General features: G+C 73.3%; 18 protein-coding genes. 7 read left to right on the top strand and 11 right to left on the bottom strand.

Annotated features, from left to right (window positions below):
* Positions 1–24: 24 nt before the first annotated feature.
* The 4 genes from WME83_RS41095 to WME83_RS41080 form a co-directional block, all read right to left on the bottom strand.
* Complete coding sequence (locus WME83_RS41095; protein ID WP_437315164.1) at positions 25–1,308, bottom strand: diaminopimelate decarboxylase; 1,284 nt, start codon at positions 1,306–1,308, stop codon at positions 25–27.
* Between the two features lie 216 nt (positions 1,309–1,524).
* A complete protein-coding gene (locus WME83_RS41090; RefSeq protein ID WP_437315163.1) occupies positions 1,525–2,496 on the bottom strand; it encodes a protocatechuate 3,4-dioxygenase in 972 nt (323 codons plus the stop codon).
* 309 nt (positions 2,497–2,805) lie between these two features.
* Entirely contained in the window at positions 2,806–3,900 is a 1,095-nt protein-coding gene (locus tag WME83_RS41085; protein ID WP_437315162.1) for a hypothetical protein, read from the bottom strand.
* Between the two features lie 426 nt (positions 3,901–4,326).
* Entirely contained in the window at positions 4,327–5,091 is a 765-nt protein-coding gene (locus tag WME83_RS41080; protein WP_437315161.1) for a glucuronyl esterase domain-containing protein, read from the bottom strand.
* 488 nt (positions 5,092–5,579) lie between these two features.
* Between WME83_RS41080 and WME83_RS41075 the strand changes: the two genes are divergently transcribed.
* Both WME83_RS41075 and WME83_RS41070 read left to right on the top strand, forming a co-directional pair.
* Complete coding sequence (locus tag WME83_RS41075; protein ID WP_061627803.1) at positions 5,580–5,987, top strand: response regulator; 408 nt, start codon at positions 5,580–5,582, stop codon at positions 5,985–5,987.
* A gap of 65 nt (positions 5,988–6,052) precedes the next feature.
* Complete coding sequence (locus WME83_RS41070; RefSeq protein ID WP_437315160.1) at positions 6,053–6,946, top strand: dienelactone hydrolase family protein; 894 nt, start codon at positions 6,053–6,055, stop codon at positions 6,944–6,946.
* Between the two features lie 65 nt (positions 6,947–7,011).
* Here WME83_RS41070 and WME83_RS41065 read toward each other — a convergent pair whose 3' ends face one another.
* From WME83_RS41065 to WME83_RS41055, 3 genes are all read right to left on the bottom strand, one after another.
* Positions 7,012–7,848, bottom strand: coding sequence for a Uma2 family endonuclease (locus tag WME83_RS41065; RefSeq protein WP_437315159.1), 837 nt, complete (start codon positions 7,846–7,848; stop codon positions 7,012–7,014).
* A gap of 134 nt (positions 7,849–7,982) precedes the next feature.
* Complete coding sequence (locus tag WME83_RS41060; RefSeq protein WP_437315158.1) at positions 7,983–9,239, bottom strand: hypothetical protein; 1,257 nt, start codon at positions 9,237–9,239, stop codon at positions 7,983–7,985.
* On the bottom strand, positions 9,236–13,525 hold the full coding sequence (locus tag WME83_RS41055; RefSeq protein ID WP_437315157.1) for a VIT domain-containing protein: 4,290 nt from the start codon (positions 13,523–13,525) through the stop codon (positions 9,236–9,238). The genes WME83_RS41060 and WME83_RS41055 overlap by 4 nt, the downstream gene beginning before the upstream one ends.
* Positions 13,526–14,080: 555 nt before the next feature.
* On the opposite strand from WME83_RS41055, the gene WME83_RS41050 reads away from it, so the two are divergent.
* Positions 14,081–14,785 (top strand): thermonuclease family protein, encoded by a 705-nt coding sequence (locus WME83_RS41050; RefSeq protein WP_437315156.1) that lies wholly within the window; start codon positions 14,081–14,083, stop codon positions 14,783–14,785.
* 503 nt (positions 14,786–15,288) lie between these two features.
* A complete protein-coding gene (locus tag WME83_RS41045) occupies positions 15,289–16,629 on the top strand; it encodes a cytochrome B6 (RefSeq protein ID WP_437322103.1) in 1,341 nt (446 codons plus the stop codon).
* Here the strand turns inward: WME83_RS41045 and WME83_RS41040 are convergent.
* The 3 genes from WME83_RS41040 to WME83_RS41030 all read right to left on the bottom strand — a co-directional run bounded on the left by WME83_RS41040 (position 16,626) and on the right by WME83_RS41030 (position 18,768).
* A complete protein-coding gene (locus WME83_RS41040; RefSeq protein ID WP_437315155.1) occupies positions 16,626–16,994 on the bottom strand; it encodes a hypothetical protein in 369 nt (122 codons plus the stop codon). The genes WME83_RS41045 and WME83_RS41040 overlap by 4 nt on opposite strands.
* Before the next feature lie 26 nt (positions 16,995–17,020).
* Positions 17,021–18,172: a zinc-dependent alcohol dehydrogenase gene (locus WME83_RS41035; RefSeq protein ID WP_437315154.1), complete on the bottom strand. Its 1,152-nt coding sequence runs from the start codon at positions 18,170–18,172 to the stop codon at positions 17,021–17,023.
* Between the two features lie 227 nt (positions 18,173–18,399).
* Positions 18,400–18,768, bottom strand: coding sequence for an MmcQ/YjbR family DNA-binding protein (locus WME83_RS41030; RefSeq protein ID WP_437315153.1), 369 nt, complete (start codon positions 18,766–18,768; stop codon positions 18,400–18,402).
* 380 nt (positions 18,769–19,148) lie between these two features.
* Between WME83_RS41030 and WME83_RS41025 the strand changes: the two genes are divergently transcribed.
* On the top strand, positions 19,149–19,841 hold the full coding sequence (locus tag WME83_RS41025; RefSeq protein ID WP_437315152.1) for a hypothetical protein: 693 nt from the start codon (positions 19,149–19,151) through the stop codon (positions 19,839–19,841).
* Positions 19,842–20,061: 220 nt separating this feature from the next.
* Here WME83_RS41025 and WME83_RS41020 read toward each other — a convergent pair whose 3' ends face one another.
* Positions 20,062–21,609, bottom strand: a complete 1,548-nt coding sequence (locus tag WME83_RS41020) for a sigma-54 interaction domain-containing protein (protein WP_437315151.1) — start codon at positions 21,607–21,609, stop codon at positions 20,062–20,064.
* Between the two features lie 177 nt (positions 21,610–21,786).
* Here WME83_RS41020 and WME83_RS41015 point away from each other — a divergent pair, with 177 nt between their 5' ends.
* Positions 21,787–23,022, top strand: coding sequence for an RtcB family protein (locus WME83_RS41015; protein WP_437315150.1), 1,236 nt, complete (start codon positions 21,787–21,789; stop codon positions 23,020–23,022).
* Entirely contained in the window at positions 23,019–23,678 is a 660-nt protein-coding gene (locus WME83_RS41010; protein ID WP_437315149.1) for a peptide chain release factor-like protein, read from the top strand. The genes WME83_RS41015 and WME83_RS41010 overlap by 4 nt, the downstream gene beginning before the upstream one ends.
* Positions 23,679–23,705 lie beyond the last annotated feature (27 nt).

The following is a 23,705-nucleotide window of genomic DNA, read 5'->3' as shown; positions in this document are numbered from 1 at the left end:
CCGTGTGAACGCACCGCAGCGTGCTCATGGCTGGCCGCGGCCGCGGCTCCAGAACGCGACGACGTCCTCCGGCCGCTCGCGCTCGCGCAGGACCCGGATGTCGCTGCCGTCGACGCCGAGCACCGCCGGAATGCCGCGGCTGCAGTGGCGAGACCACATGCTCAGCGTGTACGCGCCCGTGTCGCGGATGAGCACGAGATCCCCGGGCGCCAGGTCCGGCAGCGGGAGGTCGCGGGCCAGCACGTCGCCGCCGAAGCACAGCGGGCCCCCGAGGGTGCACGGCGAGAGCGGCCCCTCCTTCGGCGCGGCGTCGGGGTCGAGCGCCACGAAGTCATGGTGCCAGTCGTCCGGGTGATAGGCGCGCCGCAGCAAGAAATCGGCCCCGAGGTGCAGGACCGCGGTGCGCCCGGCCGAGTCCTTCTTCACGTACTCCACGCGCGAGACGGCGAAGCCGCAGCCCGCCTGGACCCAGCGCCCGAGCTCGGTGATCAGCGTGGTCCCGCCCTCGAAGAGCGTCGGCACCTCTTGGCGCAGCGCGGCCGCGTAGTCCTCCAGCGCCGGCGGGCGGTCCGTGCTCCGGTAGGCGACCGGCAGCCCGCCGCCGATATCCATGACGGAGGCGGCGCCCGACCCGTGCGCGCGCCGGATCTCCTGGCGCAGCGCCTCGACGCGGCGGATCCCGTCGATCAGCTGCGCCTGCGCGCACCCCTGCGAGCCGACGTGCACGTGCAGCCCGGCGAGCCACGGGTACCGCGCGAAGGCGGCGCGCACGGCGTCGGCCTGCTCGAGGGGGACCCCGAACTTGGAGCGCCGGTCCGCCACGCTGGTGATGGCGATGCTGGACGCCCCGACCTGCGGGTTGATGCGCAGCCCGATGCGGCCGGCCGCCCCCTCGGGCCGGACGAGCGCGTCGATCCGCTCCAGCTCGTCGAGGCTGTCGGCGTTGAGCCGCACGCCCAGGCGGAGGGCCTCCGCGATCTCCGTGCGCGTCTTGGCGGGGGAGTCGTAGACGATGCGGCCGGGCGGGCAGCCGGCGGCGAGCGAGAGCCTCACCTCCTCGAGCGACGCCGCCTCGAGCCCCGCGCCGCAGTCGACCGCCGCGCGCAGGACCTCCACGAGCGGGTTCGCCTTGATCGCCACCGCGTGGAGGGCGCCCGGCGGGAACGCCGCGCCGATCCGCCCGATCCGCGCCCGCATGCGCCCGAGGTCGTGGAACAGGACCGCAGGCTCCACATCCATCCCGCGGCGCCGCGCCTCGCGGAACGCGCGCGCCATGCTCGCTGGCTCCAGCCGATCCGTCTCGCTCATGGGACCTCTTTACCGCAGTCTGCCAGCCGGGAGAGCGATTGTCCGCCCCGCGCGACCACCCGCGGCGCCGCGCGCGTGCGGCGAACAGGAGGGTTGCCTTGTTTCCAGGATGTCGCGAGACGCTCGGCGCACAGGGCCTGGGCGTCTCCCGCGCAGACCCAGGGAGAGCCCGAGTCGGTCTCGGGGGCGACGGCGACTGTCCCGAGCCCCGTGCGCTCAGGCGCGGTCGACGACGATGTCGAGAATGCCGGTGACCAGGCCGGGGGTGTACTGCATCCTCGGCATGGCCGGGCTGTCCCCGGGCGGGTCGAGGCTGGACGCGGGGATGTTCGTCGAGCGCCCCGCGTAGGCCGGCTCGGCCTGAGCCACCTGACGGCTGAACTCGGCATCGAAGTAGAGCTGCGTGGTGATCAGCCGGGTCGTCTGGCCGTTGATGCGAGCGACCAGGTGGACGTGGACGGGGCGCTCCCCATCCCACCCGGGCCAGATCGACGTGAATCCCACGATCCCGTTGCGGTCGGTGAGCTGGACGCCGCGGCAGAAGCGGTCCAGGTGCTCCGGCGCGCGCTCGAGCGCTCCCGTGTACGGCGTGGAGGGATCCTGCCTGTCGAAGCCGCTGTAACGGCCGTCCGCGTCGCAGTGCCAGATGTACACCTCGGCGTCGGGGATCGGCTCGCCGTCATTCCGGCCGTCGAGCAGGCGGAGATAGAGCCGGAACTCGCAGCCGCGGTGACCGTCGCGGAGATCGCTGCGGAACAGGTTGATGTCGTTCGGGATCTCGCGGTCGTCGATGAAGAACGGCGCCTCGATGTCGGTGGCGGTCAGGTCGCACCTCGCGCCGTTCGCGAAGATCGAGGGATCGATCGCGTCGGCGCTCCCTTCGCCCACGCCGCCGCCGCCCGCGCCGCCGCTTCCGGCGACCGCGCTTGTGGCGCTCGCGCCCCCGACGCCCGCGCTGGTGGCGCTGGCGCCCCCGATGCCCGCGCTGGTGGCGCTCGCGTTGCTGGTGCTCGCGCGGCCCATGCGGGTGCCTCCGCGGCCGAAGCCCGTGTCGTTGGACCCCTCGTCGCCCCACGACACGATCACGGGCGAAGTGATGGCGAGCGACCCGAGCTTCATGAGGACCTGCCACCGGTCGACGACCTCACCAGGCCGATCACGAGGCGCGGTATTCTTTTTGTCACGCATAAGATAATCTCCTTCGGTAAGTCGGTGACCTGCTTGGGAGCGCTCGTGGGCATCGGGCCGGCGCCTCCGCGGGTGGTGCGGAGGCGAGGGGGATCTCGGCGCTTGCCGCTCGCGTAGCCGATTCAGAGGGCGCGGGGGCGCCTCCCGCCGTTGTTCTCCGACAAGGGGCTCACGTTCGGTCCCACGAAGACACGTCGCTCGTCTGGGGAGATTTTGCGCGAGGCACGTGGCGCACGCACCACATCGGGCGAGAGCGCCCAGGCGCGGGGTCATCGGTCTTGTTCTCGTCGAGAACAGCCGTGCCGCGCTCTAGGCCGGATTCACGGCGATCTGCATCTGGGCGATCACGATGTCCCCTTCCAGCCGCGCCTTGGCACGAAGGCCGCTGTTGCCCGCCTCGTCGGCCTTGATGGCGCCTGCGTACGCGTTCGCCAGATTGCCCATGGTGCGCGCCTTGTACGGCTCGTACTGCGTATGAACGGAGTCGGTGAAGGCGGGATCGAAGTAGAACTGCGTCGTGAAAATGTGATCTCCACCCTGGTAATTGACGCGGCCCCTCGACATCGAGCCCTTCTTGAAGCAGACGAAGTGGATGTGGACATCGCGGCCGTTGTACCAGCCGGGGAAGATGCTTCGGAACGAGACGACACCGTTTGCGTCCGTCGTTTGCACGCCGCGACAGAAGCGCTCCGTGGTGTCGAGGTTGTTCTGATTCGGCCTGCCCGCGTACGGCGAGTCGGGGTTCTGCTCGTTGGCAGAGCCCCTGGCCCCGAAGCCGCTGTAGAACCCCTGTCCGTCCGTGTGCCAGATGTAGACGTCGACGTCCGGCAGGCCTACGCCCTTGCCATCGCAGTCGGGCTTGCTCAGGTCGAGCACGCGCAGGTGGAGATGCATCTCCACGCCGGGCGCTGCGCTCTCGTTGTAGCGACCGCGGATGTCCTGTCGGACCAGGGAGATGTCGTCGTTCTTTTCGAGCTCGTGAATGAAGAAGGGGCCCTGTCCGGCGCCGTCCGTCTTGTTCTGCGCCCTGCACATCGGCACGTCGTCGAACGGCGGCGGTATGAGGCTGTCGCCGCCGCCGCCGCCGCCCATGCCTCCCACGCCCGCGCCTTCGCCGCCCGCGCCTCCGCCGCCCGCGCCCCCGGTGCCCACGCTCGTGCTCGCGCTGGTGGTGCTCGCGCTGGTGGTGCTCGCGCTGGTGGTGCTCGCGCCGCTCCCGCCGGTGCCCCCGGAGCCGCCGGCGCCGCCGCCGCCTCCGGTCTCCGAGCCGGTAGACCCCTCGTCCCCGCAGGCGCCGAGCACGGGCACGGTGATGGCGAACGCGCCGAGCTTGAGGAGCACCTGCCGCCGGTCGACGACCCCGCCGAGCAGATCACGAGCCGCGGGTTCTTTTTTCTCGCTCATACAGAAGTCTCCTTGACCTAAGTTATGTCCTGACCGTCAACCGCTCTCGTTGAGCTGGCGCGACGCGCAGAGGAGCACGGTCCCCAATGCGTTGGACCGCCAATGGGAATACCGTTGCGCTATTTTGTTGTCAATTGGAACTATTTCTTTTTGAGCGACGCGAGATTTGAATTTGCACTGGTGCTGAGGTCGATTCGAATCGAGGGGCGACCGGCGGGATCGGGCCGAGCGCCCGCGGGCAATCGGCTCGGCCTGTCGAGCGCTGCCCGGTCCTTGCCGGCCGGGACGGCGTGTGTCTCGTCGATGGCGCCGACCAGGAGAAGGTCGGCGGGCTGGCGCTCTCGTCTCATTGTTCCGTTGTCACGTCCTTTCCGAGGTTGAATCTCTCTGCGAAGCCGAGGATCGCGCTCGCCTCGCGGGTGGTCATCACATCATGGCTGTGGTCGTCCGTGACCCAGCCGCCCAGTCCCACGCCAGCAGCGCGCCGGTCGTGGAGTCGCTGCCATCGAGGTCGTAGAGCTTCCCCTTGCGCGGAGGCTTCGCGTCCGCAGCGATCCCGTTCGGGTCAATCGAGATGTACCCGAATGCCTTGTCGTCGACCGCCGAGGCCGTCAGTCCGGGCATCGGCGAGGAGACGACGATGGACGCGGAGAAAGGGCCGCTGCCGTCCGGGAGGGAGACGGTCGCATTGCAGGAGATCGATTTCCCTCCGTACTCGACTTTCACCGTCAGCCTGTCGCCGTTCAGCGTCCCTGTGACGTTCTCGGGGGACGGCGGATAGGAGCCGTATTGGAAATGTTGGATAAGCTGGCTGAGCTCCGCGCGGCGGCATCGCCAGTCCGCTGCGCTGGTCATTCGTGTGCCATCGAGGAACGTGAACGGGTCTGGGGGCTCCGCGATGGGGGGCAGGGAGGAGACCTCGGGAACGACCGGATCGGTGCAGGAAGGCTCGCTGCCGCCGGCGCTGGCGCATGCCGTGGTCGTCCCGCCGCCGCGCGTGGCGGTGGCGGCCGCATCGCCGCCGCTGTCGGCGGTGGCCGAGGGGCCGCCGGAGCTCGTGGAGGCGTCGGCGCCGCCCGCCCCGCCGAGGCCGCCGCCGGCGTCACTTGCCCCGCCAGCGTCTTCGTCGCCGCAGCCCGCGAGGCGCGGCACGGCAGCCGTGGCGAAGAAATGCAATACGCTGGTGCGCACCCGATTCTCCCGTGTGACGTAGACGAATTCCCGGAGGGGGCGGGTGTGATCACGCGGGTGCTCGAGGAGGAGCCGGATAGGCCGCCTCCCGGACCGATCCGTGGTGCAGACGACCGGCGTGGCTCCCAGCCGGCGTGGACGAGCAGGCCCGAGGAGGCGCAGCGCGTCGCGTCGCGCGGCGCCGGGAGGGCCGGTGTCTGAGGCCCGAGCAGGTGGGCAGCGCGGAGGCTCGGCGGAGCTCCCGCGATCCGCGACGAGCATGGGTGGAGTCACCTCCTGTTCGGGTCATGATGATGCGTTGCGTCATCAGGCGAAGCGATCCGGACCGACGGACCCGCGCGGCGGGTGGGAGGCCGGGGAAGGGCGGGATGACGGCTGCCAGCGGGCGCGCCCGGACGCCCCCGGGTGTCGGAAAAGTGACGACCGCTTTTGCTTTTGCTGTTTCTGTTGTACCTAGGCGCCCCGAGAGCCCCCCGCAGAGGCCCCGTATGATCCGCATCCTTCTCATCGACGACTCCGCCGCGATGCGAGCGCACATGAGGGCCGCGCTCGAGCGGGCGCCCGAGCTCGGGCAGGCGGCGGAGGTCGCGGAGACGGCGAGCGGGTTCGAGGCCCTCCGGCTGATGCACCGCGGCGCGTACGACGCCGTGATCATCGACATCAACCTGCCGGACATCGATGGGCTGGAGCTCATCCGCTTCATCCGGCAGAGCCGGCACCACCGCGACGTCGCCCTCGTCGTCGTCTCCGCCCTGTCGTCGGCGCGCGAGCGCGAGCGCGCCTTCCGACTCGGCGCCCATGCGTTCGTCGCCAAGCCGTTCTCTCCGGACACCCTCGCGGCCGCCGTCCGGCGGGGCGTCGCGTCGAGCCAGCTGCGCCTGCGCGTCGCCACGTAGCCGGGCGCGGCCTCCCCGCGCCGAGGCTTCCGGCGCGCCTCCCCGAGCTGGTAGGGTGCGCGGCCATGACGCTCCGCCCGCTCCTCCGCCGCCTCGCCGCGCCGCTCGCGCTGCTCGCGGCGACCGCCTGCTCTGCCTCGTCTCCCCCGCCTCCCGCCGAGCCGCCGCCCGGCGCCGCCGCCCCGGCGCCCGCGCCCTCCGGCGCCGCGGACAGCCCGACCGGGCTGCTCTCGGAGGAGGACTTCAAGGCGCTCCACCAGCTCCGGTCGGACAAGGCTCCGCCCGCGCGCGGGCAGACGGTCGACGTGGCCGGGACGAAGGCGTACCTGAGCCTGCCGAAGGACGCGAAGCCGCCGATCCCCGGCCTCGTGGTCATCCACGAGTGGTGGGGCCTCAACGAGCACATCAAGCACTGGACCGATCGGCTCGCGGAGGACGGGTACGCCGCCCTCGCCGTGGACATGTACGGCGGCAAGGTCGCGAGCACGCCCGACGACGCGATGGCGGCGATGAAGGCCGTCGACGAGGCGAAGGGCCTCGAGGTCGTGCGCGCCGCGCACCGTTTCCTCTCGACCGACGCGCGCGTCTCGGCGCCGCGCACCGGGTCGATCGGGTGGTGCTTCGGCGGCGCCTGGTCGCTCAAGCTCGCCCTGAACGAGCCGGAGCTCGACGCCGCCGTCATCTACTACGGCCGGCTCGTCACCGACCCCGCGCAGCTCAAGGCGATCAAGGCGCCGGTGCTCGGCGTCTTTGGCAACAAGGACAAGGGCATCCCGCCCGAGGTCGTCAACGAGTTCGACAAGGCGCTCCACGACGCGGGCGTCGAGCACCAGGTGCTCCGGTACGACGCCGACCACGCCTTCGCGAACCCCTCGGGAGAGCGGTACGACACGAAGGCCGCGGCGGACGCCTGGGAGAAGGTACGGCAGTTCCTGGCCGCGAAGCTGAAGGGCGGCTAGCCTTCCGGGGGCGCCGCCGTCGGCGGCGAGGCGCTGAACACCGCCGAGCTGCGGCGGCAGCGCGCTCAGTGAGCCTTGAGGCGCTCGATCTCCGCGCGCGCCTGCGCGAGCTGCCGCTCCGCCTCCTCGCGCAGGCGCCGCTCTCGGTCGAGCTCGGCCGCGAGCTCCTCGGCCAGGTGTTGCGCTTCTTCCTGGCGAGCGATGACCTGATCGAGCATGCCGCCGAGGCGCGCGATCCTCTCGTCGGCATCCTCGAGGGGGGCGTTGCCCGCAAAGAAGCGCAGACGGGAGCCGTCGAGCAGCAGATCGAGGCCGAGCACCTCGGAGGCGAACCGGCCAGCCTGGGGCACGATCCGCTGGTACACGCGCAGACGGGAGGCGTCGCCCTCCTGGGCCGCCGGCAGCCTGTAGGCGTGCAGGCGCAGGCGGGAGCGATCGAAGAGGAAGTACTCGCGGACGCCGAGCCGGGCGTAGCGCTCGACGTTGTCCTCGTGATCCTTGGCGCGATTGCCGGCCACGTGGACCGCGAGCACGACGTCGAGGCCCTTGCCCTCCACGTCGACGACCCACTTCATGCGCTCGTGGGGCTCCACGTCGAGCACGGCGAGCACGTCGGGCGCGAAGCGCGGCTCGCCGGGGTAGAAGACGGCGAGCTCGGACGAGAGGTAGATCTTGCGGCCGATCCGGCGGAAGAAGCCGTCGAGGGCGTCCAGCGCGTCGCGCTTGGCCTTGCGGTGCGCGTCGCCCTCGGGCGGCATGAGATCGAGCGGGACGTCGGCGGGGAGCATGTCCACGACCCGGGCGCGCTCGGCCGGGGTCATGCGGGACCACTGCTCGCTCGTCGGCGCGCGCGGATCTGCTGCATCGAAGACGTAGCTGGTGGTGGGGAGCGCCTGAGCCACGAGCGAATCTACCCGACGCAACAGCCCTCCGCGAGGCTCCCCGAGCCGCGTCCGCCGCGAGAGGAGCGCGTTACGTGCAGGCGTCCTCCGTCGTTCGATTCCAGGAGCGGTCGCCCGTCGGTTCGTCGGTTCCGTCACCGGAGCTCGCGCAGCGCCGCGATGAGCTCCGACAGCGACGTCGCGTCGCTCCGATCGAGCGCCAGCGAGCCCTCGGCGAGCGCCTCGGCGAGCGCGCGCGAGCCCCCGGCCTCCGGCGCGGCGGCGGCGACCGCCGACTCGGCCCGCGCGATCTCCGTCACGAGCGCGCCGAGCGCCGCCGGGTCGACCGCCGCCGCCCTCGCCGCCGCGGAGAGCGCGCCCGCGGCGCTCTCGACCTGCTCCACCGACGCGCGCGTCGAGGCGTGGAGCTCCGACAGGCGCAGCCGCTCGAGCAGCGCCCCGTACGCGGACTCCATCGCGGCGAGCTCGCCGAGCGCGGCGGACGCCGGGCCCTCCGCCGCGCCCGGGCCGGCCCCGCCGTCCGTCGCGCGCCGCTCCGCGATCGCCGCGACCTCGGCGCGCGCCGCCCGCACCTCGCCCAGGAACGCCTCGATCGACGCCGCCGCCGGGGCGATCGCGCCCACGCCCAGGGTCGCGAGCGCCTGCATGGCCTCGCGCGGCCGCCGCCGCAGGAGCCGGCGGAGCGGCGCGTTGCACGCGATCCGCAGCGCCGCGGCCTCCGCGGCGGCGAGCACCCGCCGGCCCATCGACGCCCTCGTCGCGGCCTCGTCGCACGCCCGCGCGAGGTCCTCGGCGAGCGCGCTCGCCTCCTTCGCCGGGTCCCCGTCCTCTGCGCCGCGCTCGACCCCGTCGCCGCCGCGCGCCGCGTCGCGCCTCGCCTCGAGCGCGGCGCGCGCGTCCTCCAGCGCCCCGACCGCGGCGCGCAGCCGCGCCACGGCGGCGTCGGCCGCCGCCGTCTCGGCGGCGAGGTCGTCGCCCTCGACGTAGGCGCGCTGGCTCGCCGCGAGCAGCCGGCGCCGCTCGTCGCCCGCCCGCAGCGCCGCGGCCCTCCGCCGGGCCCGCGCCGCCCCGAGCGCCGCCGCGCCGGCCGCGCCGAACGTCCACGCGCACGCCGCGGTCGCCCCGAGCGCCGCCGCCGCGGCGATCCCCACCGCGGCCGTCGGCACGGCCGCGCCCGCGCCCGAGCCCACGCGCAGCCCGATCATCCCGGCCGCCAGCGCGCAGGCCGCCGCGCCCGTGCCGATCGCGCGCGCCCCGCGCCGCGGGGGCGCGGCCGCGAGCGCGGTCACGCCGATGTAGGCCACCGACCCGAGCGCGACGACCAAGAGGACGAGCGACAGCGGCGAGGTCAGCGTGACGAGCAGCCAGCCGAGCAGCGAGACGTCGATCATGGCAGCGCGCCGCTCGCCAGCACCACCTCGCGATCCCGCGCGCCGATCGACCCCGGCGCGCTCGCGACCCGGAACGACGCCCCGTCCCACACGATCGTCGTCACCACGAAGCGCACGTCCCTGCCCGGCGGATCGCTGCGGAACCGCACGCGCCACTCGAGGCGCGCGAGCTCGGAGGCGGGCAGCTGCACCGCCGCGAGCCCGACCGCCGGCGCGAAGAGGCCGTCGCCGAGCGCCGCGTCCACCTGGCCGTCGCGGGCCGCGAGGGCGAGCTCCGCCGCGTAGTCCTCCCAGATCACGACGCGCAGCGCCCCCGGGCCGCTGAAGAGCTGCAGCTCCTTCAGCTTGCGGGCGAGGCTCTCGGCCTCGGCGCCCGCCGCGGGGGCCGCGGCGCCATCGCCGGCGAGCAGCCGACCGATGCGCGCCGCCGACAGGAGCCGCGCCCACGCGCGCGGATCGTCGGGCCCCGGCGTGCCCTCCGCGGCGGCGACCTTGCGCTGGATGCGGAGCGCCTCGTCGACGCGCCCGCTCCCCGCGGCCGCCGCGGCGAGCCGCAGCCAGCCCCGGGGCTCGGCCGGCGCGAGGTCCGTGAGGGTCGTGTACTGCCGGTACGCGGCCGCGTACCAGCCGTGCCGGAGGTAGACGTCGCCGAGCAGCTCGCGCGACGCGGGGCTCGTCGGATCGAACTCGACGACCTCCGAGTAGGTCCGGAGCGCGTCCGACGCGAAGCCGCTCGCGGCGAGCACGTCGCCGAGCTCCATCGCCAGCGCCGGGCTCATGAAGCCGCGGTCGCGCAGCCTCCGCCCGTAGGCGAGCGCCTCGTCCTTCCGGCCCGCCTCGGAGAGCAGGCGCACCCGCCGGATCTCCCCCTCCGGATCGTCCGGCCGCTCGGTGAGCGCCTGCCGCAGCAGCGCGAGCCGGTCCTCGACTGCCGGCAGCGCGGCGAGCCGCTCGTCGAGGAGCGCCCAGCTCGCCTTCGGATCGACGCCCCCGAAGAGCGTGCGCCGCACCGCCGCGGAGATCGCGGGATCGACGCTCCGCCGGAGGAGCGCGTGCGCGATGAACCGCTGCGCCTCGGGCTCGCCGCCGAAGTGCGCGAGCAGCGCCTCGGCGCCGCCCTCGGTCGACACCTTCGCCTGGAGGAGCGAGAGCAGCGCGGCCTTCGAGCGCCAGTCCGGCAGCTCGCAGGTCGAGAGCGCGCCCTCGTAGCGCGCGATGAGCTGCTCGGCCGCCGTGGCGCGGGCGAGGCGCTTCGACCAGACGACGATGCGCTCGGCGAGCGGCCGCCGCGCGGTGTCGCTGCACGGCGCCATCGCGACCGGCGGGGGCGTGGGCGTCCCGATCGGACGGGGCCTCGGCGCGATCGCCGGCGCCGGCCTGGCCGCGGCGCCCAGCGGCGCGGCGCCCGCGCCCGGGACGACCGGCCCGCCGCCGCCGCGCGGCGGGGCGCTCGACTTGTTCGCGCCGGCCATGCCGAACGCCACGTGCTCGCTGTCCGCCTGGGCCGCCGCGGACGAGGGCCGCGCGCGGATGGAGGTCGCGCGTCTCGCCGTGGCGTCCTGCTCCAGGGGCTCGGGCGGCAGCGCCGCCTCCTCCGCGTGCGCCGCGGTCGCCGGGGGCGGGGCCGGCAGCGCAGCCGCGGGCGAGGCGAGGTCCGCCCTCGGGGCTTCATCTCGCGCCGCGGCCTCTGCCATCGCCGGCGCCGGCGCCATCATCGGCGCCTGCGCCGCCTTCTGCGCGTAGCCGCCCTCTTTCCCCGAGCTCTCCTCGTCGCTCGGCGCGCTCCTCGCGCACCCGAAGGCGACCCCCGCGGCGGGCGGCGCGAGCAGCGCCGCGAGCTCGCGCTCCCGCTCGGGGGTGAGCGCCGTCAGCCGCTCGCCCCGGAGCGGCGAGCGCCGCCGCTGGATGCCCTGGTTCAGGTACGCCTGCTCGCTCTCCAGCGCCAGCGTGCTCGTGAACGGCGTGATCAGCCCGTAATCGAGCCCGAGCTCCACCACCTTGCCCCGGTGCGCCTCGATGTCGTCGCCGTCCGCGAGCAGCCGCCGCATCTTCTCGGCCGCCCAGAAGCGCGGCACCAGCGCCGCCCCGACGCCCCGGTCGATCTCGATCGGGTGCTCGCGGGCGTACTCCTTGCCGGCGAGCCGCCCCTTCACGACCGCCTTCGCGGGCAGCGCGTGGTGCGTGCGCGCGAGCAGCACGACCTCCTCGCCGCGCGACACCTTGCCGCTCGCGGTGAGCATCGGCTCGTCGAGCCCGGCGCCGAGGTCGATCGAGAGGTCGGTGATCGTCGGCGTCTTGATCGCGCCGGCGAGGCGCAGCACCTCGGACGTCGACCCCTCGACCTCGTCGATCCGGAACGCCTGTCCGCCCCCGGCGCGCGCGAGCTCGCGGAGGAGCGCGTGGTTCGCGTTCTCGCCGACGCCGACGGTGAAGAAGCGCGCGCGCGAGTCCGTGAGCGAGCGCCGCAGCCGATCGGCGAGGCGCGCGCCCGTCACCTCGCCGCTCGTCGCGAGCCCGTCGCCGATGTAGATGACGGCCGGCTGCTCCTTGCCGTGCACGCGCCCGAGCGCCGACTCGAACAGCGCGCCGAGGTCGGTCGCGCCCCCGGTCGCGTGCTCGGCCAGCCGCGTGAGCGCCGCGGAGATCTCCTTGTCCGACGCGTCGGCCAGCCCGTCCTTCGGGTGCAGGACCGCGGGGGCCGAGTCGAGCGCGATCAGCGCGAACCGGTCCGACGGCGACATCGCCCGCAGGATGGCCTCGGCCGCGGCCGCCTTCTGCTGCCGCGCCGTCTCGTCGGCCGACGCCGACGTGTCCACCACGACGACCAGGTCGGCGGGGAGCTCCTTGAGCTCGGCCCAGTCCACGTCGGGCACGTACCGCGCCATCACGTAGTCGGCGCGGTCCTCGCCCGCGGCGAAGCGCGACACGCGCAGCGGCGCCGGCTTCGCCTTGACGGCGGCCTCGAGCTGGAAGTCCGCGCGCGGCTCGTAGCCGCTCCGCCGCATGCTCACCCGCCGCCCGCCGTCCTCGATCACCGCGTCGGCGAGGGTCGCGATCTGCATGCCCTGGCCCGCCTGGCCGAGGTCGACCGACAGGGAGAACTCGCCGATCTGGGCCGGCTCGCTCGAGCGCATCGGGTACACGTAGGTGAGCTTCCCGGCCGGCGCGCCGAGCATCTCCACGTAGCGCAGCACCACGCGCCGCGAGCCGCTCGCGGGCACCGGGAAGATGCGGGCGCGGTAGCTGCGCCCGTCGACCCACTCGAGCAGCGCCGGCTCATGGCCGCTCTGCACCGCGGCCTGGTACCGCTGGGCCGCCTCCTTCCGCTCGATGACCTCCCCCTCGACGAGCACGCCGTTCGTCTCGACCGCGAACGAGCTCACGAGCGCGCGCTCGGGCACGGTGAACCAGTACCAGCCCTCGACCTGTCGCCCGCCCGGGTTCGAGAAGGTCTGGTCCACCTCGGTCTCGGCGATGCCGTCGCGCACGACCGCGCGCACGGCCTGCCGGCTGATCTCGAGCGTGCGCGCCTGCGCCCCGGGGGCGCCCTGCAGGTCGACGCCGTAGATCCGGCCGGAGCCGCTGCCCTCGCCCGCGAGGGGCCGGTGGTCGCCCATGCCGCCGGTCCAGTCCTCCCAGTAGGCGAGCGGCGCGACCTTGGGCGCGGCGCCGCCGGCGACGGTGGCCTGTTCGCCGGCGTGCACCTCGACGCGCCCGCCGGGGGCGGTGACCACGGCGAGCCCGCGGGCCACGTACACGCTCACGGCGTCGCCGGCGCGCTTCATCGACAGGCCGGCGTCGGACGCCGTGACCCGGACCTCCCCGAGCGCGTGCGAGAGCTCGCCGCGCCCCTCGGGCGGGGCGTCGAGCCACACCTCGCCCTGGGCGACCGAGAGCCCCTCGGCGCCGAGCGCCACCTCCGAGTCCGCGCGGAGGAACACCGCGGAGCCGTCGGCGAGCCGCACGAGCGCCCGCGCCCCCTTTCCGGTCGCGAGCTCGGCCCCGACCGGGAGGGGGACGCCGGACACCACCGTCGACTTGCGGTCGTCCTGCTCCAGCGTGACCTCCCCCGAGGAGAGCTCGAGGCGGGCGCCGATGGCGCTGGCCTTCACGGGCGCCTTCTCCTGGGTCAGGACGAGCGCGGTCACGCTCGCGGCGAGCACGAGCGCGCCGGCCGCGAGCCGGAAGCGCAGGCCGCGCCTCTTTCGTGCCAGCTCGATGCTCGCCTCTGGCGCGCCATGTTCTGCCGGCGTCGCGGCCGGCTCCCTCTGATCATGCGACGACATCCGAGACCTCCTCGCCGCGGTGGCCCTCGCCCCCGGAGCCAAGCGCGGGGCCACGTGCAGACGTCCCATGCCCCGCCGCGATCTACCGAAGCGATCGCGTCGGTCATCGTAACGGGAAAGCGCGCAGGAAGCGTAGCCCCATCCCGGAGCCTGGCGGCGCGCGGAGGGGCCGCCGGGCGGAGGCCTGCTGCGGGGACGGGAGGGGAGCGGCAGGTGCAGCTTTAGAAGAACAGAAGAGGAGAGTTTAACGCAAAGACGCAAAGGCGCAAAGGCGCAAAGGCGCAAGGGAGAGAGAAGAAGAGAGTCGATAATAACCTTTTTTTTTCTTCTTGCGCCTTTGCTACTTTGCGCCTTTGCGTTGATTCTCTCTCTGCTCTCCTCCCGCCGCTCGGCGCTTCAGGTCACCTCCTGCCCCCCGGATCAGGGCTAGCGAGCTCTTTCAGCCGGCCTCGGCCCGGTCCATACCATGATGGAACAGGCCGCCTGGGCCGGGCGAACGTCCGAGCGAACGCCGAACGTTGGTTTCTGGGAATCCATCCATCCTAGGAGGGGGCGATGACAGGACTGCTTCCGGGAATCCGGAGGTTCATCGGCTACGTGTCCCTTGTCTCTCGGCGGCGGCTGCGCAGGGCGCCCGATCTGCCGGGCGCGAGCTTCCGCGCAGCGGTGATCAGGACGGTGGATGGGGACACGCTCCACGTGCGCGACGAGCGGGGCGTGGACCATCCGATCCGCATGCTCTCGATCGATACGCCGGAGACGCACTTCCTCGGCGCCTCCCAGGGCCCTTGGGCCGAGGCGGCGGCGGCGCGGCTCGCCGAGCTGCTCCCCGAGGGCGCCGAGGTCGAGATCCAGACCGATGCGCAGCCGTGCGACGCGTACGGCCGCGTGCTCGCCTATGTGCTGTCCGGAGGTCGGCTCATCAACCGGCAGCTCCTCGAGGAGGGCCTGGCGGTGACGTACACCGTCGCCCCGAACCTGCGCCACGCGCAGGATCTCTCGGAGGCCGCGCGGCGCAGCTTCACCGCGCGACGCGGCATGTTCAGCGATCCCGACCTCCTCCTCCCGTACGAGTTCCGGTGGAGCATGAGAGGTCAGTCGAGCGCGAAGCTCGTCGGCAGCCTGTCCCGAGGCGAGGTGTTCGCCCTGTCGGAGCGCGAGCGCGTGCCGTGCTGGGATCGGGTGTTCTTCTTCAACGCCCGCGACGTCCGAGATCCCTTCGTGCGCATCGCGACCGACGGGCGCGCGCGCGGCGGTTGATCGGGACGTCCTCCACGCAGGACCTGCCCCCCTGTCCAGGTCGTCTCAACGTCAGCGAGCCACCATGCCACGCCATGTGGCAAAATGTCTCGTCCTGCGAGGCTCCTGCGCGCGACAATCCGCGCACCCGACGCCTCGCTCCGCTCCTGGTCGTGAGCCACGCGCGTGGCGGACGCGGCCTTGGCACAGGAGTCGCCTGCGGGCGGAATTGCTCGTGCGCCTGGCCTGCGGGCCTGGCGAGTCGCCATCTCTGTGAGCCAGACGGAAGCTCGGGGCGTCCGAGAGCGGGGCGCCCGGCCGGTCGTCCCCTGTCGATGTATTCCTTCCGAAGGAGCGCTTCTATGCCTGTGAAGAGAATGGATATCTCGTGCCTGGTCGCGTGCACCGCGGCGCTCTCGCTCGGCCTCGTGAACTGCGGCTCGGCGCCGGGCGCGCGGCCCGAAGACCCGACCGGCCCGCGGGACGCGCCCCCCGCGACGGCCGGCACGATCGCGCCCGCGCCCATGAACGCGAACCCTCCGCCCGGCCCCGAGACGCCGCGCACGAGCTACCTGCCGGTGGAGGACAAGGAGCCGTTCGCGGCCATGGTCGCCCGCATGAAGGCTGACAAGCCCGCGGTGGCGAAGCGCCATCAGGCCCTGCTCGAGGAGCGGTACGACCTCTCGAACCGCGCCGCGCAGGGGGTCACCATGTCGCGCGGAAAGCCCGTCCAGGCCGGCGTGCGCGTGAAGCTCCCGAAGGGGACGACGTGGGAAGCGCTGGCCGCGCTCTCGCCCGACGCCATCCGGGAGCAGGGGCTCTGGCCGCGGGGCTTCCTGCCGCTGCCGCACGCGAACCACCCGGAAGGCGGCATGGTCTTCCCGAAGTTCCACATCGACGAGCTGAAGCGCCAGACGGGGCGCGACCTCACGCGCTTCGATCTCGATTTCGACCTGCCGGATCACCTCATCTCCGAGTTCCCGGCGCCCATCTACCTCACCACGCGGCCCGACCTCGGCGACGTCTCCAAGGGGCAGCTCGTCACGATCGACAACTTCTACGAGCTCTTCAACGGCATCCTGACGCCGAAGCAGCTCGAGGGGCTCCGGCTCCTCGTCACGCCGTTCCCGCAGATGCAGTTCAACGCGACCGCGGACCGGCGCTCGGAGAAGGCGAGCCTCGGCGTCGCGTGCTTCGATTGCCACGCGAACGGGCACACGAACAACGCATTCCACCTCGTGGGCGACACGCGGCCGCAGGAGTTCCGGCACCGGGTCGACACCCCCACCTTGCGCGGGGTGAACATCCAGCGCCTCTTCGGCTCGCAGCGCGCGCTCAAGACCGTCGAGGACTTCACCGAGTTCGAGCAGCGGGCGGCGTACTTCGACGGCGACATCGTCATCGCCGTCAAGAAGGGGATCAACATCCTGGACCGGGGGCACCAGGTCCACGCGATGTCCGAGTTCCAGGAGATCCTCGACTTCCCCCCGGCGCCCAAGCTCGGCGTGGACGGCCGCCTCGACCCCGCGAAGGCCACGCCGGAGGAGCTCCGCGGCGAGCAGGTCTTCCACGGCAAGGGCCGGTGCGGGACGTGCCACGTGGCGCCGTACTACACCGACAACCTGATGCACAACCTGCGGGCAGAGCGCTTCTTCAAGCCCGAGCTCATCAACGGCCGGATGGCCACCGCCGACGGCCCCATCAAGACGTTCCCGCTGCGCGGCATCAAGGACAGCCCGCCGTACCTGCACGACGGGCGCCTGCTCACGCTGGAGGACACCGTCGAGTTCTTCAACCTCGTCCTCGGCACGAAGCTGACCGCGCAGGAGAAGGCCGACCTCACGGCGTTCTTGCGGGTTCTTTAGCCCGTCCTGGCGGCCCGTCTCCCGCGCTTGAGCAGGAGCGGGAGGCTCTCGAGGATGTCGACCCGATCGGCGATCGCCAGCAAGATCCAGTGCGGGACCTTGTGATCCGGGACCTCGTAGGCCAGGCGGCGAAGCGCGCCGCTCGCTCCTCTCGGCGGCAAGGCCGCGCTGAACACCGGCGTCGGCCGGGCGAGCCCCGGGCGCCTGAGCACCCGGCCCTCGATCGGCTGCCGCTCGGGCTCTATCCAGTGCGCGTACGAGAGGAGGTGCGGCGGCGCCTCCCTCGGGACGCCGGGCCTGTCCTCCGGGCACAGATCGACTCCCCAGTACGGCAGCTCCTTCGGTCGCATGAACTCGGCTTCCATGGTCGCCTCCTCCTCGGTGACAGCGCTCATTTGGCGCCCGACGGGATGAGCACGCATTTGATGATCCCGTCGGTCCTCGCCGCGAACAGGCGGTACATCTCCGCGGCCGCCTCCAGCGGGACGCGGTGGGTGATGAGCGCCCTCGGGTCGATGTTCCCCTTGCGGATGTGCTGGACCAAGTGGGGCATGTACCGCTTCACGTCGCACTGCCCGGACTTGATCGTCAGGCCCTTGTTCATGACCGCGCCCACGTCCACGAGGTTCCACGGCGGCCCGTAGACGCCGATGATGGAGACCCTCCCGCCGCGGCGGACCGACTGGATCGCCCAGTTGAGGGCGACGGGCGAGCCGGCCTCGAGCATGAGCGTCTTGCCCAGCAGGCCGTGCAGCGTCGAGCCGCTCGCCTCGAGGCCGACCGCATCGATGCAGACATCCGGCCCGCGGCCGTCGGTCATGTCCCGGAGGACGGACACGACATCGGGGACCTTGGTGAAATCGAGCGTCTCTGCCTGGTTATACCGGCGCGCGAAGTCGAGGCGGTAACCGATCGAGTCGATGGCGATGACCCGGCGCGCGCCGAGGAGCCAGGCGCACCGCTGGGCCACGAGGCCGACGGGCCCGCAGCCGAAGACGGCCACCGTATCCGCGGGGGTGATGTCGCCCATCTCCGCCGCCTGGTACCCCGTGGGGATGATATCCGAGAGGAAGAGCACGTCCTCGTCCGAGAGGTCGTCGGGGATCTTCATGGGGCCGACGTCGGCGAAGGGGACGCGGACGCGCTCGGCCTGGCCGCCCTGGTAGCCGCCCGTGGTGTGCGAGTAACCGAAGATCCCGCCGGTGATCGTGGTGAGCGGGTTCGTGTTCTCGCAGGCGGAAGTGCGCTCTCGCTGGCAGAAGAAGCACGTCCCGCAGGCGATGTTGAACGGCACCACGACGCGGTCGCCGCGCTGGAGGGTCCGCACGGATGGCCCGACCTCCTCCACGACGCCGGTGAACTCATGGCCGAAGATGGTGCCGACGCGCGTGTCGGCGATGTAGCCGTGATAGAGATGCAGGTCAGAGCCGCAGATCGTGGCGCGACTCACACGCAGGACCACGTCGTTCGGATGTTGAATCCGAGGCTCCGGGTTTTCCTCGACACGGACGCATCTCGGCCCATGGTATGTGACTGCCAGCATTCGCAGTGCCTCCCGTCCTGCTCGATGGGAGAAGCAAGGAGCGAACCCGGCGCGCGCGATCGAGAGTGCGACCGGCGTAGACATCGGCCTTCCGCGGCTCGGCGGCCGGCGCCGAGGGAGCGCGGCTGTCCATCATTTGCGGGATCGCCGGCGCGTGGGCCGCTATCCGCGGTCTCCTCGCGGCGTTCCAACCTCCGCCGGCCGGGTCGTCACCGAGCGCGCGCCCCTCAGGGGCGCTGCCGCCCCGGCTTCGCGGGAGCGCGCTGGTCGAGCTGCTTCACCAGGGTCTTCGGCGCCTTGAGGCGCCACGCTCGCTCGAGCCGCATGCGGCACTCGGGCGCGCGCAGCGCCGAGAGCCGCGCCAGGACCGCCGGATAACCGCGGTAATGGTCGGTGATGAAGTAGAGGTCCGGCTGCGCCTCGATCAGGAATTCCTGCTCGTCGACGCTCTCGAGCAGGAAGACGACGGACTGGCCGTCCTCCTTGAGGCGCACGAACGCCTTGCCGCGAACCTTGAGCGCGGGCGTGCGGAACCAGACGTCCTCCACCACCTCGGGCAGCGCGAGGCCGAGCTTGCAGAGCTGCTCCCAGTTCATGGCTCGTCGAGGTCGCTCACGTCGGGCTGCCCGCCTTCCCGCGGGGGCGAGTGCCACGCCACCACCCGCCGCCGCGGCTCCAGAGGGGAGCACGAGCGGCCGTCGAGAGTCCACAGCGATGGGCGGCCCCGGCGCGCTCGCGGCGCCGCGTGGCGTGCGCCGTGCCAGGGGGCCCCGCGCGGAGCGCCCTGCCGGGGCCGCTCCCCCTCGACCCGACCGGCCGCGGTCGACGTATCGCAGATTCGCACATCGACTGGCCAAGTTGCGCTATGGAATGCGCGAATGTGACCTGGCAGCCTCGCGCGGGGGAGCACAAGATGCGCCGCGCGAGGGGTTCTTGAATGCACGGGGGACTGCGGCTTTTTTGGCGGGGTGCGCTGATGTTGAGCGCTGCGCTCGTCGGGGGCTCCGACGGCGCCGGCAGCGCGACGGACAGCCGCTCAGGCGCGCTGGGCGGCCAGAGCAGCGGAGTGGTCGGGCCATGCACGGCGCGCTCGGAGAGCATCGGCGTGGAGGACGCCTCCCGGCTCGGCTTCTCGGCCAACGACGTGGTCTCTTCCATCTCCGGCGCGCGCTCCGCCACGCTCTCGTGGGCGAAGGGCGGCAGCACGATTGTGACGGTCTCTGCGGGCGCGCCGCTCGCCGCGCGCTTCGTCCGCTTCACGAGGTCAGCGGTCGAGTCCGCCACGGGGGGCGACGGGCCGCCCGACGACCCGGCAGACCTCAGGGCGGCGGGCTGCCCCGGCGGCGCTCCGTTGCTGGAGATCGACGTCCCGTTGCGCTTCTCGACGGCGGACGGCGCCTTCGCCGACTCTTTCCCGATCACGCTCCGGGCCGTGCGTCGCGACGCTGTCGCGTACATCCACGTGATCCATCCCTCCCGGATCCAGGGCTCCTATCGGATCCCCGAGATCGACCCCGCGGAGGTCGATGACGTGCGGCTCGTCCTCTTCGGCACGATCCGCGGCCGCATCATCACCGGAAAGCTGCAAGGGTTGGCCCCGGGCAGCCCGAACGGGACCGGAGAGGGCCCGGGCACGCACGGGCGAAGGCTCGACGTCGCGGAGTTCTGATCGTCGCCGCGCTCGGCGGCCCGGGCCGCCGAGCGCGGCACGATCCGGAGGCATGATGGATGCTCGTCCCTCGACCGCGGGTAGTGCTCGAATTTGCCCGGAGAGAGTTCACATGAAGGCGGGAAGGCGGGAAGAACATCGATCTTTCTTCCCGCCTTCCCGCCTTCATGTTCAATGTTGAGCACCGCCCGCCCGCGCTCCCGCGCCTCACGCTGGCGGATCAGGCCGCCTCGTCTCCGCGGAGGCCGTAGGCCGCCATCTTGCGCTTGAGCGTGTTCCGGTCGATGGCGAGCGCGCGCGAAGCGCGCGAGATGTTGCCCCGATGCACCTTGAGCGCGCGCCCGATCGCGGCGCGCTCGGCCGACGCCACGGCCTCCGCGAGCGGCGCGACCTCCTCGCCCTCGGCCTCCCCCTCCGACCCCCGCGCGACGCTGCCCGCGCCGCCCGCCGGCCCCGCGGCCGCCGCGGTGATCTCCGGCGCGAGATCGCCGACGTCGACCGTGTCATCGCAGAACACCCCCCACCGGTGCACCTCGGCGCGCAGCTCGCGCACGTTGCCGGGCCAGGCGTGCTGGTACAGGCACCGGAGCGCCTCGCGCGTCACCTCGAGCCCGCGCCCCTTGCGCCGCGCCCGCACCTCGTCGAGGAACGCGTCGACCAGGATCTCGATATCCCCTCCGCGGGCGCGGAGCGGCGGAACGTCGATGATCGCGCCGCGGAGCCGGTAGTAGAGATCCTCGCGGAACGTCCCCTGCTCGACCATCTTCGCCAGGTCGCGGTGCGTGGCCGCCACGACGCGCACGTCGATCTCGATCCGGGCCTCGCCGCCCACCCGGCGCAGCGTCCCGTCCTGCAGCACGCGCAGCAGCGAGGCCTGCACCCGCGGCGAGAGCTCGCCGATCTCGTCGAGGAACAGCGTGCCGCCGTGCGCCTGCTCGAACACGCCGCGCCGCCGCCCCGCGGCCCCGGTGAAGGCGCCCGCCTCGTGGCCGAACAGCTCGCTCGCGAGTACCCCCTCGGCGAAGACGCCGCAGTTCTCCGCGACGAACGGGCCCCGGCCGCGCGGGCTGTGCTCGTGGATCGCCCTGGCCGCGAGCTCCTTGCCGGTCCCCGTCTCGCCGACGATCAGCGCCGGCACGTCGGTCGCGGCGACCCGGGCGATCCGGGCGCGGAGGGCGCGCATCGGCTCGCTCTCGCCGACGAGCACGGCGTCGCGGGTGCGCGCCTCGGCCCGCAGGCGCACGACCTCCTCGCGCAGCGCGCGGATCTCGGGGAAGCCCTCGATGTCCAGCCGGACCTCGCGCACCGGCCGCGGGTGCGGGTGCGGCACGAACGCCGCCGGGATCACCTGGAGCATGCGCGCGGGCAGGATCCCCGCCTGCACCAGGATGACCCAGAGCGTCTGCGCCTGCGGCGTGCCCGCCGAGAGCAGGACGTCCGTCGCCCACGCCGCCTGCGGAAAGGCGCGCTTGAGCTGCGCCGAGAGCTTGCCGAGCGCGCGGAAGAGCTTCGCGTGGTCCGACGGATCGTCGACGTCGACCACGCGGAGCTCGACCCGCGCGGCGCGCGCCCGCGCCCGCTCGACGAGCGCCCGCGACGGCGCCTCGCCGGCCGGGATGGTGAGGATCACGATCGCGTCGTAGCGGCTCTCCTCCTGGTCGAGGAGCCGCAGCACCGGCCCGCGATCGCCCTCCGCCCGGCGGCCGTGGTGCGCCGGCGCCGGCCCGAGCGTGCCCGCGTCCGACCAGGTGAGCAGGAGGCGATTCACCGATGCACCGTACACCAGCAGTGGTGCGCAGTGCACCACATTATCTGGTGCATCGTGCACCAGGTTGAAGGGTTCTGCCGGCGTCCCGGCGGGTCGCGCGCTGGCACGGGAGCCGCAAGGATCCGCCGCGTTCCCCCGCGCCGCCCGCCTCGGGCTCGCGTCCGCCACGGAGATCTCATGAAAGCGCCCGCCGACAGCGTCGTTCTTCCCGCCCACGCCCGCCTTGTCGCCCGCGACGACGTCTGGCTCGAGGGCAACGCCGTCCAGCAGCTCGCGCGCGTCGCCGCGCTGCCCGGCTGCGTCCGCGCCGTGGGCATGCCGGACCTGCACGCGGGGCGGGGCATCCCGATCGGCGCGGCGTTCGCCTTCGCGGACCGCGTCGTCCCGCAGCTCATCGGCGGGGACGCCGGGTGCGGCGTGCGGCTCGTCGCGACGTCGATCGGCCGCGTGTCGGCGGACGTCCTCGAGCGGCGCGCCCGGCAGGCGATGGAGGACGATCCGCTGGCCGGCTGCGACCCGGCGGCCGTGTTCGAGCAGGTCTGGCGGCGCGGCGCGCGCGGGCTCGCGGAGATCGACGGCGTGCCCGAGGCCCTCGCGCAGCTCGCCGCGGCGGAGCCCGAGGACGGCCTGCGCCCGAGCGGCGACGCCTCGCCGTACCGCGCGGGCTACGAGGGGGCGCTCGGCTCGGTCGGCGGCGGGAACCACTTCCTCGAGATCGCGCGCGTCGGCGCGCCGCGGGACCCTGCGGCGGCGGCGGCGCTCGGCCTCTCCGCCGGGGATCTCGTCGTCCTGGCCCACTCCGGCTCGCGCGGGCTCGGCGGCGCGCTCGGGCAGCGCTGGGGCGACGCGGTGCTCGAGGGCGACGCCGCCGAGCCGTACCTCGGCGAGCTCGCCGGCGCGTGCCGGTTCGCGCGGGCGAACCGGTTCCTGCTCGCCTACCGGATGCTGCGCGCGCTCGGCGCCGCGCGGGCGTCGAAGATCGCCGGCGGGCTCGACCTCACCCACAACGACGTCGCGCGGGAGACGGTGGGCGGCGAGCCCGCGTGGGTGCACCGGAAGGGGGCCGCGCCCGCGCGGGGCAGCGACTTCACCGTGGTGCTCGGGTCGCGCGGCGCGCCGTCGTGGGTGATGCGCGCGAGCGACGCGGAGGCCGGGCTGCGCTCGGTCGCGCACGGGGCGGGCCGCAAGATGGGGCGCAGCGAGGCGCGCGAGAAGATCGCGGCCCGGTACCGGCGGCGCGAGCTCGCCCGCACGGGGCTCGGCGGCCGCGTGGTGTGCGACGATCCGGCGCTGCTGCTCGAGGAGCACCCGGACGCGTACAAGCCGATCGAGCCGGTGATCGAGAGCCTCGTGGAGGCCGGCCTGGCGACGGCGGTCGCGCCGCTCGTCCCGGTGATCACGGTGAAGCGATGAGCCGGTCGTGGGTGCAGATCAGCGCGGGGCGGGGGCCGGTCGAGGTGCGGCGGTTCGTGGCGCGGCTGGCCGAGCGGATGGAGGCGCTCTGCCGGGAGCGCGGGCTCGCGGTGGTCGACGTGACGGTACACGGCGACGAGGGCGCGCCCGCCTCGGTCGAGATCCTGGTGGAGGGCGACGCGCGGCGCTGCCTCGAGGGCGAGATCGGGACGCACGCGCTGATCGAGAAGAGCGCGGACCGGGGGCGGGCGGCGCGCAAGCGGTGGTTCGCGGGGGTGGCGATCCACCCCGCCGGGGCGGACGCGGGCGCCGGGGCGGGGGAGGGGGCGGGCGTGGATCTGCGGGAGATCGAGATCTCGGCTTGCCTGGCGGGAGGGCCGGGGGGGCAGCACGTGAACACGACGCGGTCGGCGGTGCGGGTCCACCACCGGCCGAGCGGGATCACGGTGCGCGTCGCCGACGAGCGCTCGCAGCGCGCGAACGTGCGCCGCGGGGTGGAGCGCATCGCGGAGCGGCTCGCGGAGCGCGCCGCGCGGCGGGCCGCAGAAGGGGAGGCCGCGCGCTGGAGCGAGCACGACCGGATCGTCCGGGGGGAGCCGGTGAGGACGTACCGGGTGGGGCGGAAGAGGGAGCTCGAGGTGGCGGGGGCGCGGTGAGGGGAGGCGCCCGCCCGTCTCGCAGGA

Origin of the sequence: Sorangium sp. So ce385 (assembly GCF_051474135.1) — a bacterium.
Taxonomy (GTDB): Bacteria; Myxococcota_A; Polyangia; order Polyangiales; family Polyangiaceae; genus Sorangium; species Sorangium cellulosum_D.
Note: the sequence above shows the minus strand (reverse complement) of the source record. Positions and strands in the feature narration are given on the sequence as shown.

Coding starts and splice junctions, on each gene's coding strand:
- WME83_RS41095 (WP_437315164.1), bottom strand. CDS start 1,308: ATGAGCGAGACGGATCGGCTGGAGCCAGCGAGCATGGCGCGCGCGTTC.
- WME83_RS41090 (WP_437315163.1), bottom strand. CDS start 2,496: ATGCGTGACAAAAAGAATACCGCGCCTCGTGATCGGCCTGGTGAGGTC.
- WME83_RS41085 (WP_437315162.1), bottom strand. CDS start 3,900: ATGAGCGAGAAAAAAGAACCCGCGGCTCGTGATCTGCTCGGCGGGGTC.
- WME83_RS41075 (WP_061627803.1), top strand. CDS start 5,580: ATGATCCGCATCCTTCTCATCGACGACTCCGCCGCGATGCGAGCGCAC.
- WME83_RS41070 (WP_437315160.1), top strand. CDS start 6,053: ATGACGCTCCGCCCGCTCCTCCGCCGCCTCGCCGCGCCGCTCGCGCTG.
- WME83_RS41060 (WP_437315158.1), bottom strand. CDS start 9,239: ATGATCGACGTCTCGCTGCTCGGCTGGCTGCTCGTCACGCTGACCTCG.
- WME83_RS41055 (WP_437315157.1), bottom strand. CDS start 13,525: ATGTCGTCGCATGATCAGAGGGAGCCGGCCGCGACGCCGGCAGAACAT.
- WME83_RS41050 (WP_437315156.1), top strand. CDS start 14,081: ATGACAGGACTGCTTCCGGGAATCCGGAGGTTCATCGGCTACGTGTCC.
- WME83_RS41045 (WP_437322103.1), top strand. CDS start 15,289: ATGAACGCGAACCCTCCGCCCGGCCCCGAGACGCCGCGCACGAGCTAC.
- WME83_RS41040 (WP_437315155.1), bottom strand. CDS start 16,994: ATGGAAGCCGAGTTCATGCGACCGAAGGAGCTGCCGTACTGGGGAGTC.
- WME83_RS41035 (WP_437315154.1), bottom strand. CDS start 18,172: ATGCTGGCAGTCACATACCATGGGCCGAGATGCGTCCGTGTCGAGGAA.
- WME83_RS41030 (WP_437315153.1), bottom strand. CDS start 18,768: ATGAACTGGGAGCAGCTCTGCAAGCTCGGCCTCGCGCTGCCCGAGGTG.
- WME83_RS41025 (WP_437315152.1), top strand. CDS start 19,149: ATGTTGAGCGCTGCGCTCGTCGGGGGCTCCGACGGCGCCGGCAGCGCG.
- WME83_RS41015 (WP_437315150.1), top strand. CDS start 21,787: ATGAAAGCGCCCGCCGACAGCGTCGTTCTTCCCGCCCACGCCCGCCTT.
- WME83_RS41010 (WP_437315149.1), top strand. CDS start 23,019: ATGAGCCGGTCGTGGGTGCAGATCAGCGCGGGGCGGGGGCCGGTCGAG.